This window comes from Acidimicrobiales bacterium (assembly GCA_036399815.1).
Lineage (GTDB): Bacteria > Actinomycetota > Acidimicrobiia > Acidimicrobiales > DASWMK01 > DASWMK01.
Genome location: DASWMK010000125.1, coordinates 1 through 15,755, shown reverse-complemented (window position 1 = coordinate 15,755; position 15,755 = coordinate 1). Strand labels below are relative to the sequence as shown.

Sequence of the window (15,755 nt, the reverse complement as noted above, 5' to 3'; positions counted from 1 at the left end):
GGCTCGGGCAAGACCATCGCCTTCGGCCTCGCCGTCGCCGCCCGCCTGGCCCCCCGCACGACCCCCGGCCACCCGCAGGCGCTCGTGCTCGTCCCCACCCGGGAGCTCGCCGCCCAGGTCCACCGGGAGCTGTCGCTGCTGGTCGACCGGCGCGCCCGCGTCGTCGCCGTGTACGGCGGCGCCGGCTACCCGCCCCAGCGCCGGGCGCTGGCCGCCGGCGCGGCCGTCGTCGTCGCCACCCCCGGCCGGCTGGAGGACCTCGTCGCCCGGGGCGACGCCCACCTCGACCGGGTCGCCACCGTCGTCGTCGACGAGGCCGACCGCATGGCCGACATGGGCTTCCTGCCCGCCGTCCGCCGCCTGCTCGACCGCACTCCCGGCGACCGCCAGACCCTGCTGTTCTCCGCCACCCTCGACGGCGACGTCGACGCCCTCGTCCGCCGCTACCAGCGCGACCCGGTCCGCCATGAGGTGGCCGCCGACCCGGCCGACGGCGGCGACGTCGTCCACCACTTCGAGGAGCTCGGCCGCGACGAGCGGGTCGCCCGCACGGCCGCCATCGCCGCCGAGCACGGCCGCACGATCGTGTTCTGCCGCACCCGCCGGGGCGCCGACCGGGTGGCCAGGAGCCTGACCGCCGCCGGCGCCGGCGCGGCCGCCATCCACGGCAGCCGCACCCAGGCCCAGCGGGAGCGGGCGCTGGCCTCGTTCGCCGACGGCCGCGTCGACGTGCTCGTCGCCACCGACGTGGCCGCCCGAGGCATCCACGTCGACGACGTGGCCTGCGTGGTCCACTACGACCTGCCGGCCGACCCCAAGGACTACCTCCACCGGTCCGGGCGGACCGGCCGGGCCGGCGCCACCGGCGTGGTCGTCGCCCTCGCCACGCCCGACCAACGGACCGAGGCCCGCGCCCTGCGCCGGGCGCTCGGCCCGACCGACACCGATCGACACCTGAGCACCCAGAGGAAAGGAAGGGCGAACATGCCCGTCGGCACCGTGAAGTTCTTCAACGCAGAGAAGGGCTACGGCTTCATCTCCCAGGAGGGCGGCGAGGACGTCTTCGTCCACTTCTCCAACATCCAGGGCACCGGCTACCGCAACCTCGAGGCGGGGCAGCGTGTCGAGTTCACGATCGGCCAGGGCCGCAAGGGGGCCGAGGCGCTCGACGTGCGGGCCGTCTAGTCGTGGCCCGGCAGCGGACCACGCTCGGCAAGCTCCAGCGGGACCGGGACAAGCAGGCGAGGGCGAAGGCCAAGCAGGAGAAGCGGTTGGCGGCCGCGGCCGACCGCGACGACGCCGGGGGCGGCCCGGCGCCGGCGGCCGACCAGGCCGCCGTCCTCGACGCCCTCACGCGCCTCCACGCGGAGTTCGAGGACGGGGGCATGTCCCTCGACGACTTCGAGGCCCGACGCGACGAGCTGACCCGCCGCCTGCGGATCGACTGACCCGCAGGCGGCCGGGCGCTGGCCGCCCGCCGCGGCGGGTGCCAGACTCCGCGTCATGGCGGCGCTGGAACCCCTGTCGTCGGACCCCGTCCTCGTCGGCGGTGACAACCGCTCGGGGACGACCCTGACGAGCGTGGTGCTCGACTCCCACCCCGACCTCGTGGTCGGCCCCGAGCTCGACTTCACCGAGCCCGAGAACCTCGGCCCGTACGTGGTCGAGTCGGCCGACCTGCTCCTGGCCGGCGACCCGCGGGTGCAGGGGCAGGGGGTGGAGACGGCCGACCCCCACTGGTACTTCGGCGTCCAGTTCGTGAAGCAGTGCCACCGCTTCGGCGTGGAGTGGGCCGACGTCCGGCGCATCGTCGCCGAGGTCGTCGACGAGCTCGGCACCGACGTGGCCGACTTCGACGAGCGCTGCGTCGTGATCGACCGGATCGGCGAGCACCGGCGGCGGGCGACCGGCCGGCGGCGCTGGGGGATCAAGATCCAGCGCCAGGTCCACCGGGTCGACGACTTCGCCCGGCGCTGGCCCAGGGCCCAGTTCGTCCACACGATCAGGGACGGGCGGGACGTGGCCGCGTCGAACCTCACCGGCGGCCAGGAGTGGGCTTACAAGACGATCGAGGAGGCGGCCGCCGGCTGGCTCGGCGTCGTCGAGCGGCCCCACACGGTGGCCCCGCCCGGCCGCTACCTCGAGGTCCGCTACGAGGACCTGGTGGGCGACCCCCGGCCGACCCTCGAGCGGGTGGTGGCGTTCCTCGGGCTCGCCTGGGACGACGCCCTCCTGCGCCACTCCGAGCTGCCCCACACCCTGCACCAGAACCCGTGGGACCACCCGAGCGCAGAGGCGACGGCCGAGGCGCTGTCGAGCGCCAAGGTCGGCCGCCACCGCTCCGAGCTGACCCCCGACCAGATCGCCGAGTTCGAGCGGCTGGCCGGCCACGAGCTGCGCCGCATGGGCTACCTCGGCGCGGAGGCTCCGGCGGCGACCTCCTCCTGAAATCTCACGCTGCGTACGGGCGGCGTCCGGTTCCGTGCATAAGATGAGCGGCACTTCGGGGAAGGGGGGACCTCCCCGGGGCGGGAGACGCCAATGACCGACGCACGGTCCAGCGGAGGTCCGGTCGACGTGGTCGTCGTCGGCGCCGGGCACAACGGCCTCGTCTGCGCCGCCTACCTGGCCATGGCCGGGCGGTCGGTGACGGTGCTCGAGCGTCGGGACGTGATCGGCGGGGCGTGCGTCACCGAGGAGCTGATGCCGGGCTACAAGTGCTCGACGGCGAGCCTGGTGACGTCGCTGTTCCGCCAGGAGATCGTGCAGGAGCTGGACCTCCACGCCCACGGCGTCGAGTTCGTGCCCCGCAACCCGTCGGTCGTCGCCCTGTTCCCCGACCACCGGCACCTGATGCTCGGCTCCGACGAGGTCGAGTGCCAGCGGCAGATCGCCAAGTTCTCCGAGGCCGACGCGGCCGCCTATCCCGAGTACGGGGCGACCATGCGCCGGCTCGGGGACTTCATGGAGCCGATCCTGCTCAACCCGCTCCCCGGCCTCGACGGCGACGGGTCGGCCGCCGGCGCCGCCATCCGGGGCCTGTTCCGGCGGGCGGCCGAGCTGTCCGACCGGGACCTCGCCCACCTCGTGGAGCTGCTGGGCGGGAGCGCGGCCGGCTACCTCGGGCGGTGGTTCGAGTCCGACGCCATCAAGTGCCCGCTCGTGATCGACGGGATCACCGGCGTGGACGCCAGCCCGTCGATGCCGGGCAGCGCCTACCTGATGCTGTACCACATGACCGGCACCACCGAGGTGGGCCGGCCGGCGTGGGGGCAGGTGCGGGGCGGGATGGGCGGCATCACCAAGGCGCTGGCCAGCAAGGCGACCAGCCACGGCGCCACCATCCGCACCGAGGCGGCCGTCGCCCGCATCCTCGTCGGACCGCACGGCGCCGAGGGCGTCGTCCTCGACTCGGGCGAGGAGATCAGGGCGACGGCGGTCGTGTCGGCCTGCGACCCGCACACGACGTTCGTGAAGCTCATGGACGCGGGCGACCTGCCGCCCGCCTTCCGCCACCGCATGGAGAACCGGCGCTTCGACGGCGTCGCCATGAAGATGCACCTCGCCCTCGACCGGCTGCCCGAGCCGCTCGGCTTCGACGGCGACGGGGTCGGCCCGCAGCACCAGGGGACGATGCTGATCGCCCCGACCCTCGACTACCTCGAGGAGGCCTACGCCGACGCCAGGGCCGGCCGCCCGTCGCACCGGCCCCACATCGAGTGCACGGTGCCGAGCGTGCTCGACCCGACCGTCGCCCCCGAGGGCCGGCACCTGATGGGCATCTACCTCCAGTACACGCCGTACCACCTCGCCGAGGGCGAGTGGGACGACGTGAAGGAGGCCTACGGCGACCGCGTCCTCGAGTGCATGGAGGAGTACCTGCCGGGCATCACCGAGTCGGTGGTGGACCGGGTCGTGCTCTCCCCCGTCGACCTCGAGCGGCGCCTCGGGCTGACCGGCGGCGACCTGTACCACGGCGCCATGGCCCTCGACCAGCTGTTCCTGCTGCGGCAGGGGGAGGGAGCGACCAGCCACCACACACCGGTCCCCGGGCTGTACCTCTGCGGGTCGGGGGCCCATCCTGGAGGCGGGGTGTTCGGGGCGCCGGGTCGCATCGGGGCGACCGTCGTGCTCGGGGACCTGGACGGCGACCAGGGGTAGCCGTGGCCGCGGACGACGAGGTTCCGCCCGACTTCGGACTGATCGCCCCGCTGGCCATCCCGCCCGACTCGAAGGTCCCCGACCCCGAGACGGGCGCGTCGACCCCGGACGAGTACGACGTCTACTTCCGCATCGTCCGCGACGACCCGAGCCTGCTCGCCTGGTCGCGCACGTGCCTGCGCATCGACGAGGAGCTGCGGTCGGACCTCGACCGGTCCTCGCTGTCCGCCGCCGACCGGGCCCAGATCCTCGAGGCGCTCCTCGCCGTGCACCGGGTGACCCTGGAGCGGTGGGTGGCCGCCGCGGAGCGGGCGACGTGACCGCCGGCCCGCCGCCGGCGCCGGTCGCCGCCGCCGCCCTCCGCTGGAAGCTCGGGCACCACGCCTTCCACGTGCTGCTCGTCGCCATGAACACCCGGCTGGACGAGGCGATCGCCGCGCTGGAGGCCGGGGACTGGCGCACCGCCGTGCGGGCCATGGACGACCTCTCCCGCCTGTACGACGGGGCCACCGCCACCATGCGCTACGCCGCCGACTTCGGGCGGGAGGAGTACGAGGGCGTGGTGCGGCCGTCGATGATGCCGCCGTTCGCCAGCCCCGGCTTCTCCGGCGTGTTCAACCGGGACCACGAGCTGATGCTGGCCGGCGTGCTGCGGCTGCGGGCGTTCATGAAGGAGCGCAGGAGCCGCCTGCCCGACCAGGTGACGGTGGCCTGGGAGCGCCTGTGGGGCGCCCAGCGGGCCAACCGCCACAACCACATGTTCGTGTGCCGGTCCTTCGTGGACGAGGGCCGGTCGCTGCTGATGGAGTTCTTCCGAGCGAGGAGGGAGGCCGAGCGCGCATGATCACGGTGGTCGAGGTGTGGCACCTGAGGCCCGAGCTCGGGGGCGACGCGCTGGCGCTGATGCAGGAGATGGACGACCTGCTCGGCGGCAACGCGCACGAGCACCCCGGCTGGTGCGGCCACGCCCGCTTCTTCCAGAGCGCGGGCGACCCGTCGACGGTGATGATGCTGTACCCGTGGCGGTCGCGTGAGCTCCACGAGGACCTGCTCGCGTCCGAGGAGCAGCTGCTGGCCCCGTTCTACGAGCGCTGCTGCACCGCCCGCCGCGAGGTCCACTACTACGAGGAGCTCGCCGTCGAGGTCGAGCACGACCATGCCTGAGCCCGGCGCCGTCGCCCTGGTGACCGGCGGGTCGCGGGGCATCGGGCGGGCCATCGCCGAGCGGCTGGGCGCGGCGGGCTGGGACGTGGCCGTGAACTACCGGTCGAACGAGGCGGCCGCCGCCGAGGTGGTCGCCGCCGTCGAGGCCGGCGGGCGGCGGGCGGTCGCCGTCGGCGGCGACGTGGCCGACCCCGACGGCGCGGCGCGCGTGGTGGCGGCGACCGAGGAGCGCCTCGGCCCCGTCGTCGTGCTCGTCAACAACGTCGGCGAGTTCTTCTTCAAGCCGCTCGGCGCCATGTCGGCCGACGAGTGGCGCGCCGTGCTCGACAGCAACCTGAGCAGCGCCTTCTACACGACGAGCGCGGCGCTGCCCGGCATGCGGGCCCGGCGCCGGGGCCGGGTCGTGAACGTCGGCCTCAGCCCCGTCGGCCTCGTGCGGGCGGCGCCGAACGTGGCCGCCTACGCCGTGGCCAAGACCGGCGTGGTCGTGATGACGATGAGCCTCGCCGTCGAGGAGGCGCCCTACGGGGTCACCGTCAACTGCGTGTCCCCCGGCCTGGTCGACAACGGCTACCTTCCGCCCGAGCAGGCCGAGTGGATGCACAAGCGGGTCCCGATGGGCCGGCTGGGCCGGCCGGAGGAGGTGGCGGACGCGGTGGCCTTCCTGGTGTCCGACCAGGCGTCGTACGTGACGGGCGCCAACCTCACGGTGTCCGGCGGCTGGGACTGGCTGAACCGCCCGACCGACCACGACGGGGACGTCACCGGCCTGTTCCTCGAGGACGAGACGGAGGCGAGATGAGCGCACCGAGGCGGACGAAGGCTCCTGCCGTCCCACCGAACCCGGCCCCGAGGGCGGCCACCCCGCCGGGCGGCGCCGCCGTCCAGCAGCGGGAGGTGACGACGCCGACGAAGGTGGCCTTCGTCGCCCTCTGCTTCCTGTGGGGCTCGACCTACCTGTTCATCAAGATCGGCCTCGACTCCTGGCCGCCGGTGCTGCTGGCCTCGTTCCGCAACCTGCTGGCCTGCCTGTCGGTGGCCGCCGTGCTGGCCGCCGGCGCGGTGTTCTGGCGCCAGCGCCGCGCCCTGCCCGCCGACGCCAGGGGCTGGGTGCCGCCGGCCGTGTTCGCCCTCCTGCAGGGCACGGCATTCGCGCTGATCTTCTGGGCCGAGAAGTACATCTCGTCGGGCCAGACCGCACTCCTCATCGCCACCAACCCGATCTTCACCCTGCCCCTCACCCGGTTCTGGCTGAAGGAGCGCCTCCGCACCCAGCACTACCTGGCCGTGCTGCTCGGCGTGGTCGGCGTGGCCGTCGCCAGCAACGTGCGGGAGGGGTCGGGGTTCGAGGGCGACTTCTCGGACAAGGTGACGGCCCAGGCCGCCGTGCTCGGCGCCGCCCTCTGCTACGCCGTGTCGCTCATCTACAGCCGCAAGTACATGAAGGGCGACCGGTACGTGAACACGGCCATCCACCTCGGCACGTCCGGCCTCTACCTGCTGGCGCTGTCGCTGCTGCTGGACCCGTCGAACGCGTCGATCGACTGGAGCTGGGAGGGCGTCGGCTCGCTGCTGTACCTCGCCATCCCCGGCTCGGCCGTCGCCTACTGGCTGCTCTTCTACCTGATCGAGAACCTCGGCCCGGTCGAGGTCTCCTACGTCACCCTCGTCAACCCGATCGTCGCCGTGCTGCTCGGCATCGTGTTCCTGAGCGAGCCGTTCACGTTCGGCATCGTGATCGGCACGGCCGCCGTGGTCGCCGGCATCTACCTCGTCAACCGGCCCCAGGCCGAGCCGGCATCCCGCTAGGAAGCGCGCGTGCGGTTCTCGATCGAGGACGCCGTCCTCGAGCGCTTCCCGGGCATGCGGGTGGTCGGGGTGGTGGCGTCCGGCCTCGACAACCGCGACCCCGACGGCCGGGTGGCGGCCGAGTGGGACGCCGACTGGCGGCGGGCGGGGGCGCTCGCCGGCGACTACGCCAACGCGCAGTCCCACCCGAACGTGGCCGCCTGGCGGGAGGCGCTGCGCCGGGTGGGCGTGTCCCACAAGGACCACCCGAGCTCGATCGAGGCGCTGCTGCGGCGGGCGATGAAGGGGGGCGACCCGGTGCGGATCAACCCGGCCGTCGACCTGCTGAACGCGGTGTCGCTGCGGTGGGTGGTGCCGGCCGGCGGGTGGGACCTCGGCGAGGTCGAGGGCGACCTGGCGCTGCGGATGACCGTCGATGGCGACACGTTCCGGTCCCTCGACGCCGACGAGCCCGAGGCGCTCCCGCCCGGCGAGGTCGCGTACGCCGACGGCGCCGTCGTCCTCACCCGCCACTTCGTCTGGCGCCAGGCGCGCGAGGCGCTGGTGCTGCCCCGCACGACCGACGCCATCCTGCTGTCCGAGGTGCTGGCCGGGCTGGGCGACGACCTGGCCGACCGGGTGCTCGACGACCTGGGGTCGCGGGTGCGGTCGCTCCTCGGGGCCGACGTGGCGCCGTTCTCGCTCGACGCCGGGCGGACGTCCTTCGAGTGGTAGGCGAGGAGGACCTCGCCGCGCTGCTGGCCGCCCAGCCCGAGTTGATGATCCCCGGGCCGGGGGCGCTGACGGACGAGGCCCGGCGGGTGCTCGCCGCGCCCCTCCTCCCCCACTACGGCGGGATCTGGCCGGCGCTGCACGCCGAGGTGGTCGCCACGCTCGGCCGGGTGCTCGGCGGCGAGGACCCGTACGTGCTGCCGGGGACGGGGTCGATGGCGCTCGACGCCGCCCTGTTCAACGTGTTCCGGCCCGGCCAGCGGGTGGTGGTGCCGCTCACCGGCTACTTCGGGGACCGGCTGGCGGACATGGCGCGGGTGCACGGGCTGGACGTCGTCGGCGTGCCCGTTCCGGTCGGGGCGCCGGTCGACGTGGACCGGTGCGCCGGCGCGCTGCGGGGCGGCGCCGACGGGCTGCTCACCGTCCACGTGGAGACCTCGACCGGGGTGCGCCACCCGGTGCGGGAGCTCGCCGCGGCCGCCCGGTCGGCGGGCGCCGCCGTCGTCGTCGACGCCATCGCCTCGGCCGGCGGCGAGCGCCTCGACGTGGAGGGCTGGGGGATCGATGCGGCGGTGACGGCGTCGCAGAAGGGCCTGGAGGCGCCGCCCGGGCTCGGGGTCGTCGCCCTGAGCGGGGCCGGGCGGGAGCGGGTGCTCGGCCGCACCGACCCGTGCCCGTCGTGGTACCTCGACCTGCGCCGCTGGGAGCACCACCGCACCGACGACGCCTGGGAGCCCCACCCGGTGACCATGCCGACGACCGCGCTGCTGGCCGTGCTGGCCAGCGCCCGCCGCATCCTGGCCGGCGGGGTCGACGCCTGGGTCGACCGGCGGGCGGCGCTGGCCGACCGCTGCCGGGACGGCCTCGTCGCCCTCGGCCTCGCCCCCGTGCCCGAGCCCGGCGCCGGCGCCAACCTCGTCGTCGCCGCCTGGTGCGACGACCCGGCCGCGCTGGCCGCCCGCGTGGCCGAGCGGGCCGGCGTCACGATCGGCCGGGGGCTCGGCCCGACCGAGGGCCGGGCCGTCCGCATCGGGCTCATCGGCGCCACGGCCACCGAGGCCCACGTCGATCGCGTCCTCGCCGCGCTCGCCCCCTAGCGTTGGCGGCTTGGAGCGACGACGACTTCCCGGCACCCCGGCGGCCACCCACCACTGGGCGGGGCACGGCGGCGTCCGCATCGCCGGCGACTCCTGGGGCGACCCGTCGGCGCCGCTGGTCGTCCTCCAGCACGGCGGCGGCCAGACCCGCCACGCCTGGAAGGGCACCGGCCGGGCGCTCGCCGCCGGCGGCTACCACGCCGTCGCCCTCGACGCGAGGGGCCACGGCGACTCGGACTGGGCGCCGGACGGCAACTACGGCCAGGACGCCATGGTCCACGACCTCGTCGCCGTCGTCCGGGCGCTCGGCGACCGCCGGCCCGTGCTCGTCGGCGCGTCGATGGGCGGCGGCACCAGCCTGGTCGCCGCCGGCGAGGGCTACGTCGACGCGACCGCGCTCGTCCTCGTCGACATCGCCCCCAGGGTCGAGCCCGACGGAGCCGCCCACATCATCGGGTTCATGCGGAGCCACGCCGACGGGTTCGACTCGCTCGAAGACGTGGCCGCGGCGATCAGCGAGTACCAGCCCCATCGCCCGCGGCCGCGGCGGCTCGACGGGCTGGCGAAGAACGTGCGCCTCGGCGACGACGGCCGCTACCACTGGCACTGGGACCCCCAGCTCATGGCCGGCGAGCTCGACCTGGAGAAGCGCCAGGCCCGCCTGGAGGCGTGCGCCCGCAGCCTCACCCTGCCCACCCTGCTCGTGCGGGGCGGCCTGTCCGACGTGCTGAGCGAGCAGGGGGCGCGGGAGTTCCTCGCCCTCTGCCCGCACGCCGAGTACGTGAACATCACCGGCGCCGCCCACATGGTGGCCGGCGACCGCAACGACGTGTTCGCCGGCGCCGTCGTCGAGTTCCTGTCCCGCACCGTGCCGCCCGACGGCGAGCCCGTGCACCCGCCCCGCCGGGAGCCGCCCCGCCCGCTCGGCGTCGACGTGCGGGACATCCCCTAGTGCGGCGGCTGGCCGCCCTCCTCGTCGCCGCCGGGCTGGTGGCCGCGGTCGCGCCCGCGTGCGGCGACGACGGGCCGGAGGCCGACCGCACGGTCGAGGTCCGCATGGTCGACATCGCCTTCGAGCCGGCCGCCGTCACGGCGAGCGCCGGGGAGACGGTCCGCTTCCGGTTCGCCAACGACGGCCAGCAGGGCCACGACGCCGTCGTCGGCCCGGTCGGCGACCAGGACGCGCTGGAGGCCCACATCCGCTCGGGCGCGGGCTACGACTACTACGACGAGGACGACGCCGTCCTCGTCGAGCCCGGCGGCACCGGCGAGCTGGTGGTGACCTTCGACGAGGCCGGCACCACCCTGATCGCCTGCCACCGCCCCGGCCACTACGACAGCGGGATGATCCTCACCGTGGAGGTGACGTGATGGGCTCCGACGTGCGGCACCGCTTCCCCGGCCTGGCGGACGGGTGGGCGAGGTTCGACGGGCCGGCCGGGACGCAGGTGGTCGACACCGCGATCGCGGCGATGGCCGGCTACCTGTCGAGCGGCGACAACGCCAACGGGCACGGCTTCTTCGCGGCCAGCCGGGCGACGGGCGAGATGGTCGCCGAGGCGCGGGCGTCGGTCGGGCAGCTGCTCGGCGCCGACCCCGACGGCGTGGTGTTCGGGCCGAACATGACGAGCCTGGTCCTGGCCTTCACCCGCTCGGTCGGGCGCGACCTCGGGCCGGGCGAGGAGGTCCTCTGCACCCGCCTCGACCACGACGCCAACCTCACGCCCTGGGTGCTCGCCGCCGAGGACCGGGGGGCGACGGTCCGCCTGGCCCCGTTCGACGCCGCCACCGGCCGCCTCGACCCCGAGGCGGTGATCTCCCTCCTCGGCGAGCGGACCAGGTGGGTGGCCGTGTCCGGGGCGTCGAACGCGCTCGGCACCGTGCCCGACCTCCCGCCCATCGTCGCCGCCGCCCACGCCGCCGGGGCCCGCGTGCTGGTCGACGGCGTCCACCTCGTCCCCCATCGGCCGGTCGACGTCGCCGCGCTGGGGTGCGACGCGCTCGCCACCTCCCCCTACAAGTGGTACGGCCCGCACGCCGGCGTGCTGTGGGTGGAGCCGGGCCTGCTCGGGTCGCTGCGGCCGTACAAGGTCCGCCCGGCCGACGACAAGGGACCGGGCCGGTTCGAGACCGGCACGCCGGCCTTCGAGGCGATCGCCGGCGTCGGCGCGGCGGCCGAGTTCCTGCTCGAGGAGGGCATGCCGGCCCTGGCCGACCACGAGCGGGAGGTGTTCGCCCCGCTGCTCGACGGCCTGCTGGCCATGGACCACGTGACCGTCCACGGGCCGACCGGGCTCGACGGCCGCACGCCGACGGTGGCGTTCAACGTGCGGGGCCTCCACCCCGACGAGGTCGCCGCCGCGCTGGCCGACGAGCGGGTCGCGGTGTGGAGCGGCGACTACTACGCCGTCGAGGTCATGCGGACGCTCGGCCTGGCCGACACCGGCGGCGCCGTCCGGGCCGGCGTCGTCCGCTACACCACCCCGGAGGACGTCGCCCGCCTGCTGGCGGCGGTCGGGGCGCTGGGCCGGGCGTAACCGCCCCGGCCGGCGGCGAGGCGGTACCGTCCGGCCGTGCGCGTGGGTGGGGGCGTCGTCGCCGCGGTGCTCGTGCTGGTGGCGCCGGGCGCCGCCGACGCGCAGGAGGCGCCCGGCCCCGGCTCCCTGACCGTGGAGGCGGCGCCGGCCGAGGTCACCGCGGCCGCCGGCACCGCGCTGGTGCGGGTCGCCAACGGCGGCGGCTCGCCGGTCACCGGGGTCACCGTCGAGGCGGTCCCGCCGGACGGGACGACGGTGACGCCCCGGGAGACCCGGCTCGGCACGCTGCCGGCGGGCGGCTCGACCCTGGTCGAGCTCCGCCTGGGCGGCACCCCCGGCGTCGTCGCCGTGCGGGCCGACGGGACGGCGGGGGCCGTGGCCGTGGCCGCGGCGGCGACGGTCGAGCTGACGGTGCCCGCGCCGAGCACGATCGCCATCGTCGGCAACACCCGGCTGACCGAGCGGTCGCCGGCCGACCTCCAGGTCGTCGTCACCAACGCCGGCGACACGACCGCGGAGGTCGAGCTCACCGCGGACGCCGGCGACCACACGGCCACCCTGGAGCGCACCTCATTGTCCGTCGCGCCCCGGAGCGCCGAGCGGGTGGGCCTGACCGTCGAGGCCGACGACGAGCTGCGGCGGGGGGCGGTCGGGGTGGTCGTGCGGGCCGAGGTGGCCGGTGACGGCACCCAGGACGTCGTCGCCACGCGCGAGCTCGAGGTGGCGCTCGCCGCCGACGCCCTCCCCGGCCCGCTCGGCGTCGGGAGCATGCTCGTGCTGCCCGGCCTGGTGGCGCTGCTCGCCTTCTTCGAGGTCCGGGCGAGCGACCGCAGGAGGATCGGGGCCCGCCACCCGGGCGCGAAGGCCGTGTGGGACGACAAGACCTGGATCCTCCTCGGCGGGATCGTGTCGCTCGCCGCCGCGGCCGTCTACACGCTGGTCGCCGGGCGCGACCTGCTCGACGTCTACGAGCTGAGCGACATCGCCGTCCTCACGATCGTCGTCGGGGCGCTCGGCGCCGGGGCGGCGCTGGTCGCCAACTGGCAGCACCGGCGCGACGTCCCCGCCGTCGTCGAGACCAGCCCGGTCACCGACGTCCTGCGGGCCGCCGCCAGGAGCTCGGGCTCGGTCACCCGCCGGCGCTACAAGGTCGGCGACCGGTACGGGCTGCTCGTGCAGCGCGACGGCGCCGCGCTGGTCCTCAGCCCGCCCATCTGCTTCGAGTCGGGGGGGCCGGTGCGCAAGGCGTTCGACGACACCAAGGACCCCGACCGCTTCGCCAAGGCCGTCGCCGCCATGCCGGCGGACTTCGACGGCCGCTTCGACCCCGGCGCCGACGACATCGCCGGCCCGATCGTGGTCGAGCAGGCGGTCGAGGCCGGGCAGGGCGACCTGCTCGTCTACAAGGGGTGACGGGGCGCGAGACGCCACCCCCGTAGGGCGGCGTCTTCGCCACTGGCCGAAGCCGAAGCCTCAAACGCATGCGGCGTACCTCTCCGGGGGCACGTCTACCGACAGCACCATGGTCCCGGTCCGAGGGCGCTCCTACGATACCGCCCGTGACGGACGCGCAGGAGGTCATGGAGCGCACGGCGGTCCGCCTGCTGCGGGTGTCGCACGTCGCCACCCGGGTGTGCGACGACCTCCACGACGTCGGCGACCCCGACGCCTTCGAGGCGCTCCTCCAGGCCCCTGCACCGGTGCGGGGCCTCGCCCTCGACCTCCCGTACGTCGACCGCGTGCACACCCCCGTCGAGGTGGACCTGTGGTCGCTGATCGGCGAGGCCCACCTGACCGGGCCGCTGAACGCGTCCGGCGCCAAGCAGCTGCGCAAGGCGGCGGTGCCGCTGCGGGCCAGGGCCGACCTGGCGCCCGACGGCGGGCAGGCGAGCGGCGCCCGGGCGGAGGTCCACCTGCACCCGTTCGGCGCCGTCGGCATCGCGACCTACGACCTGGCCTGGGCCTCGCCCGCGCCGCTGGCCGACGCCTGGTCGGAGGTCGTCGCCGTCGAGCGGCAGGCGGCCTCCCTCACCGTCGCCGGGTCGACCACGGCGACGACCCTCGGCGAGGCGGCCGGCCTGGCCGCCCAGCAGGTGGTCGACCTGTTCGCGGCCGCCGGCGCCGGGCGGTGGGAGGTGCCCGACTACCGGGTGGCGACCGTGGTCGACGGCGCCGTCGAGCCCGTGCCGGACGCCATGCCCGTCGACGCCAGCCCGCTCCACGTCGCCCTGCACCACCTGTCCGGCGGTGGCGACCCGCCGGCGCCGCCCGACCGGGCGTTCGTCCCCACGTGGTCGAACGGGGGCTTCCGCTACTGGCCCCGCCAGCTGGCGTACCTGGTCGACAAGGGCGCCGCCGTCTGGGCCGCGCCGGCCGACGGGCCCGGGCCGGGGCTGACCCTCGGCCAGCAGCACCGCCGGCTGACCCTCCTCCTCGCCCACCTGACCGCGTCGGTGGGGCTGGTCGACGCCTCCCGCACGTCGCCGTCGGCCAGCGTGGCGTCGTGGGCGGACAAGGCCGCCAAGCGCCTGTCCCGCCTGTACGGGCCGACCGACCCCCGCCACGGGTTCGAGCCGCGGCGCTACCTGGAGCAGACCGGCTTCGCCGCCCTCGTGGAGACCGTGCTCGGCACCGGGCTCGCCCCCAGCACGCGCTACCCGCTGCCCCCCTACGGCCCGCCGCCGGCCCCGCCAGGGGGGACCTGAGCCGCCACCGGCGGCGTCGACCCGCCGGCCAGGGCGGCGTAGACGTCCGGGCGGCGGTTCCCGCTCCCCCACACCTCCCTCGCCCGCCACGACCGCACGGCGTCGAGGTCCACGTCGACCACGAACACCCCGGGCGCCTCGCCGGCCTCGAACAGCAGGGTGTCGAGCGAGGCCTCGTGCCGGTCGAAGGCGACCGGGCCGAACACGCACGAGTGGCCGTTGTCCTTCGGGGCCGGGTAGTTCGCCGTCGCCACCACGACCATGTTCTCGAACGCCCTGGCCCGCAGCTGGGCCAGGCGGTTGGCCTCCAGGTCGCAGGAGTTCGGGCACAGCACGAGCTCGGCCCCGCCCAGCATCAGCAGCCGGGCGCTCTCCGGGAACTCCCGGTCGAAGCAGATCATCGCTCCGACCCGCACCGGGCCGGCGGCGGTGTCGACGTCGGCGACGTCGAAGCCGTCGCCGGGGGCCATGCCGAGGTCGGTGCCGCCCGGGAACCGGCAGAGGTGGACCTTGGCGTACGTGAGGGCGACCTCGCCGGAGCGGTCGATCACGGTGACGGTGTTGCGGGGGTCGCCGTCGGTCGCCGCCAGGTGGGTGACGGCGATGGCCATGCCCGTCGTCCTGGCCAGGTCGCCGTGGGCCTCCACGAAGCCGTCGCCCGGGCGCACGGCCGCCGCCCGCCAGCGCCGGCGGCCGTCCTCGTCGTCCGGGCAGGGCGTGTACCCGTTGCTCCACACCTCGGGGAACAGGGCGAGGTGGGCGCCCGCGGCCGCGGCCTCCCGGCAGGCGGCCAGGCCGGCCTCGAGGTTGGCGGCCGGGTCGGGGCCGGGCGGCAGGACCTGGAGCAGGGCGAGGCGCAGGACGGCCACCTCAGGGGACGATGCGGACCGGCGTGCCCACCGGGGCGAGGCCCACCAAGGTGGTGATGTCGCCGTTGTACATCCGCATGCAGCCGTTGCTCACCGCCGACCCGACGAGGCCGGGCGAGTTGGTGCCGTGGAAGGCCACCTGGCCGGGCCCGCCGCCGAAGGAGTAGAGGACCTCGGAGAAGGCCGACACCCGCAGCTGGAACGGGCCGTACACGCCGCCCGGGTTGCCGGTGGCCCGGACGGCGTCGACGTAGAACAGGTCGCCGGTCGGCGTCGGCGTGCCCGACCGGCCGACGGCGATCGGCGCCCGGAACAGCACCACGTCGGAGTGGCCGGCGTAGACGGTCACCGACCGCCCGCTCACCGAGGCCACCACCCGGTTGGGCACCGTCCGCAGCGTCACCTCGGCCCGGCGGACCCAGGCCGTCGACCCGTTGGGCCGCGCCGGCAGGGCGACCTGGAGCCAGTCGCCCCGCACGCTCGTCACCCGGAAGGCGAGGGGGACGCCGTAGGGCTGGGGGTTGGACAGCGAGCCGCGGGGCGCGGCGGCGCCGGGCCCGTCGTAGAGGGCGACGGAGGACCCGGCGGCGTCGGCGGCGAGGAACGTCGCCTGCTCGGGTGGGACGGGCGGTGCGGGGGGCGGGAGGACGACGGCCGCCGGGTGGGGCGGCGCCCGCTCGGGCAGCGGGACCCGCAGGGCGA

The 15,755-nt window shown here is 75.6% G+C and carries 18 protein-coding genes and 1 pseudogene; 17 read left to right on the top strand and 2 right to left on the bottom strand.

The window, feature by feature from the left end:
- From VGB14_08725 to VGB14_08645, 17 genes and pseudogenes are all read left to right on the top strand, one after another.
- A pseudogene (locus tag VGB14_08725) lies at positions 1-846 on the top strand (DEAD/DEAH box helicase).
- Between the two features lie 138 nt (positions 847-984).
- Positions 985-1,185 (top strand): cold-shock protein, encoded by a 201-nt coding sequence (locus VGB14_08720; protein ID HEX9992995.1) that lies wholly within the window; start codon positions 985-987, stop codon positions 1,183-1,185.
- 2 nt (positions 1,186-1,187) lie between these two features.
- On the top strand, positions 1,188-1,448 hold the full coding sequence (locus tag VGB14_08715) for a hypothetical protein (GenBank protein ID HEX9992994.1): 261 nt from the start codon (positions 1,188-1,190) through the stop codon (positions 1,446-1,448).
- 55 nt (positions 1,449-1,503) lie between these two features.
- The gene (locus tag VGB14_08710; GenBank protein ID HEX9992993.1) at positions 1,504-2,448 is read left to right on the top strand and encodes a sulfotransferase; all 945 of its coding nucleotides are present in this window, start codon (positions 1,504-1,506) and stop codon (positions 2,446-2,448) included.
- A 93-nt stretch (positions 2,449-2,541) separates the two neighbouring features.
- The gene (locus VGB14_08705; protein HEX9992992.1) at positions 2,542-4,161 is read left to right on the top strand and encodes an NAD(P)/FAD-dependent oxidoreductase; all 1,620 of its coding nucleotides are present in this window, start codon (positions 2,542-2,544) and stop codon (positions 4,159-4,161) included.
- A gap of 2 nt (positions 4,162-4,163) precedes the next feature.
- Positions 4,164-4,481 carry a hypothetical protein gene (locus VGB14_08700; protein ID HEX9992991.1) on the top strand — a complete coding sequence of 106 codons (318 nt, stop codon included), beginning with the start codon at positions 4,164-4,166 and terminating at the stop codon, positions 4,479-4,481.
- Positions 4,478-5,005 (top strand): hypothetical protein, encoded by a 528-nt coding sequence (locus VGB14_08695; protein ID HEX9992990.1) that lies wholly within the window; start codon positions 4,478-4,480, stop codon positions 5,003-5,005. Before VGB14_08700 ends, VGB14_08695 begins: the two co-directional genes overlap by 4 nt.
- Positions 5,002-5,325: a hypothetical protein gene (locus VGB14_08690; protein HEX9992989.1), complete on the top strand. Its 324-nt coding sequence runs from the start codon at positions 5,002-5,004 to the stop codon at positions 5,323-5,325. Before VGB14_08695 ends, VGB14_08690 begins: the two co-directional genes overlap by 4 nt.
- A complete protein-coding gene (locus tag VGB14_08685) occupies positions 5,318-6,127 on the top strand; it encodes an SDR family oxidoreductase (GenBank protein ID HEX9992988.1) in 810 nt (269 codons plus the stop codon). The genes VGB14_08690 and VGB14_08685 overlap by 8 nt, the downstream gene beginning before the upstream one ends.
- On the top strand, positions 6,124-7,134 hold the full coding sequence (locus VGB14_08680; GenBank protein ID HEX9992987.1) for an EamA family transporter: 1,011 nt from the start codon (positions 6,124-6,126) through the stop codon (positions 7,132-7,134). Before VGB14_08685 ends, VGB14_08680 begins: the two co-directional genes overlap by 4 nt.
- 9 nt (positions 7,135-7,143) lie before the next feature.
- Positions 7,144-7,848, top strand: coding sequence for a phenylalanine--tRNA ligase beta subunit-related protein (locus VGB14_08675; protein HEX9992986.1), 705 nt, complete (start codon positions 7,144-7,146; stop codon positions 7,846-7,848).
- Complete coding sequence (locus VGB14_08670) at positions 7,842-8,942, top strand: aminotransferase class V-fold PLP-dependent enzyme (protein HEX9992985.1); 1,101 nt, start codon at positions 7,842-7,844, stop codon at positions 8,940-8,942. The genes VGB14_08675 and VGB14_08670 overlap by 7 nt, the downstream gene beginning before the upstream one ends.
- A 10-nt stretch (positions 8,943-8,952) precedes the next feature.
- On the top strand, positions 8,953-9,894 hold the full coding sequence (locus VGB14_08665; GenBank protein HEX9992984.1) for an alpha/beta hydrolase: 942 nt from the start codon (positions 8,953-8,955) through the stop codon (positions 9,892-9,894).
- The gene (locus VGB14_08660; protein HEX9992983.1) at positions 9,894-10,313 is read left to right on the top strand and encodes a plastocyanin/azurin family copper-binding protein; all 420 of its coding nucleotides are present in this window, start codon (positions 9,894-9,896) and stop codon (positions 10,311-10,313) included. Before VGB14_08665 ends, VGB14_08660 begins: the two co-directional genes overlap by 1 nt.
- Entirely contained in the window at positions 10,313-11,479 is a 1,167-nt protein-coding gene (locus tag VGB14_08655) for a cysteine desulfurase-like protein (GenBank protein ID HEX9992982.1), read from the top strand. Before VGB14_08660 ends, VGB14_08655 begins: the two co-directional genes overlap by 1 nt.
- A 36-nt stretch (positions 11,480-11,515) precedes the next feature.
- Positions 11,516-12,892, top strand: coding sequence for a hypothetical protein (locus VGB14_08650; GenBank protein ID HEX9992981.1), 1,377 nt, complete (start codon positions 11,516-11,518; stop codon positions 12,890-12,892).
- A gap of 146 nt (positions 12,893-13,038) precedes the next feature.
- Entirely contained in the window at positions 13,039-14,184 is a 1,146-nt protein-coding gene (locus tag VGB14_08645; GenBank protein ID HEX9992980.1) for a hypothetical protein, read from the top strand.
- Here the strand turns inward: VGB14_08645 and VGB14_08640 are convergent.
- On the bottom strand, positions 14,148-15,053 hold the full coding sequence (locus VGB14_08640) for a carbon-nitrogen hydrolase family protein (protein ID HEX9992979.1): 906 nt from the start codon (positions 15,051-15,053) through the stop codon (positions 14,148-14,150). The two genes, VGB14_08645 and VGB14_08640, sit on opposite strands and share 37 nt — an antisense overlap.
- Before the next feature lies 1 nt (position 15,054).
- The coding region (locus VGB14_08635) for a L,D-transpeptidase (GenBank protein HEX9992978.1) at positions 15,055-15,755 on the bottom strand (701 nt) is incomplete at its 5' end.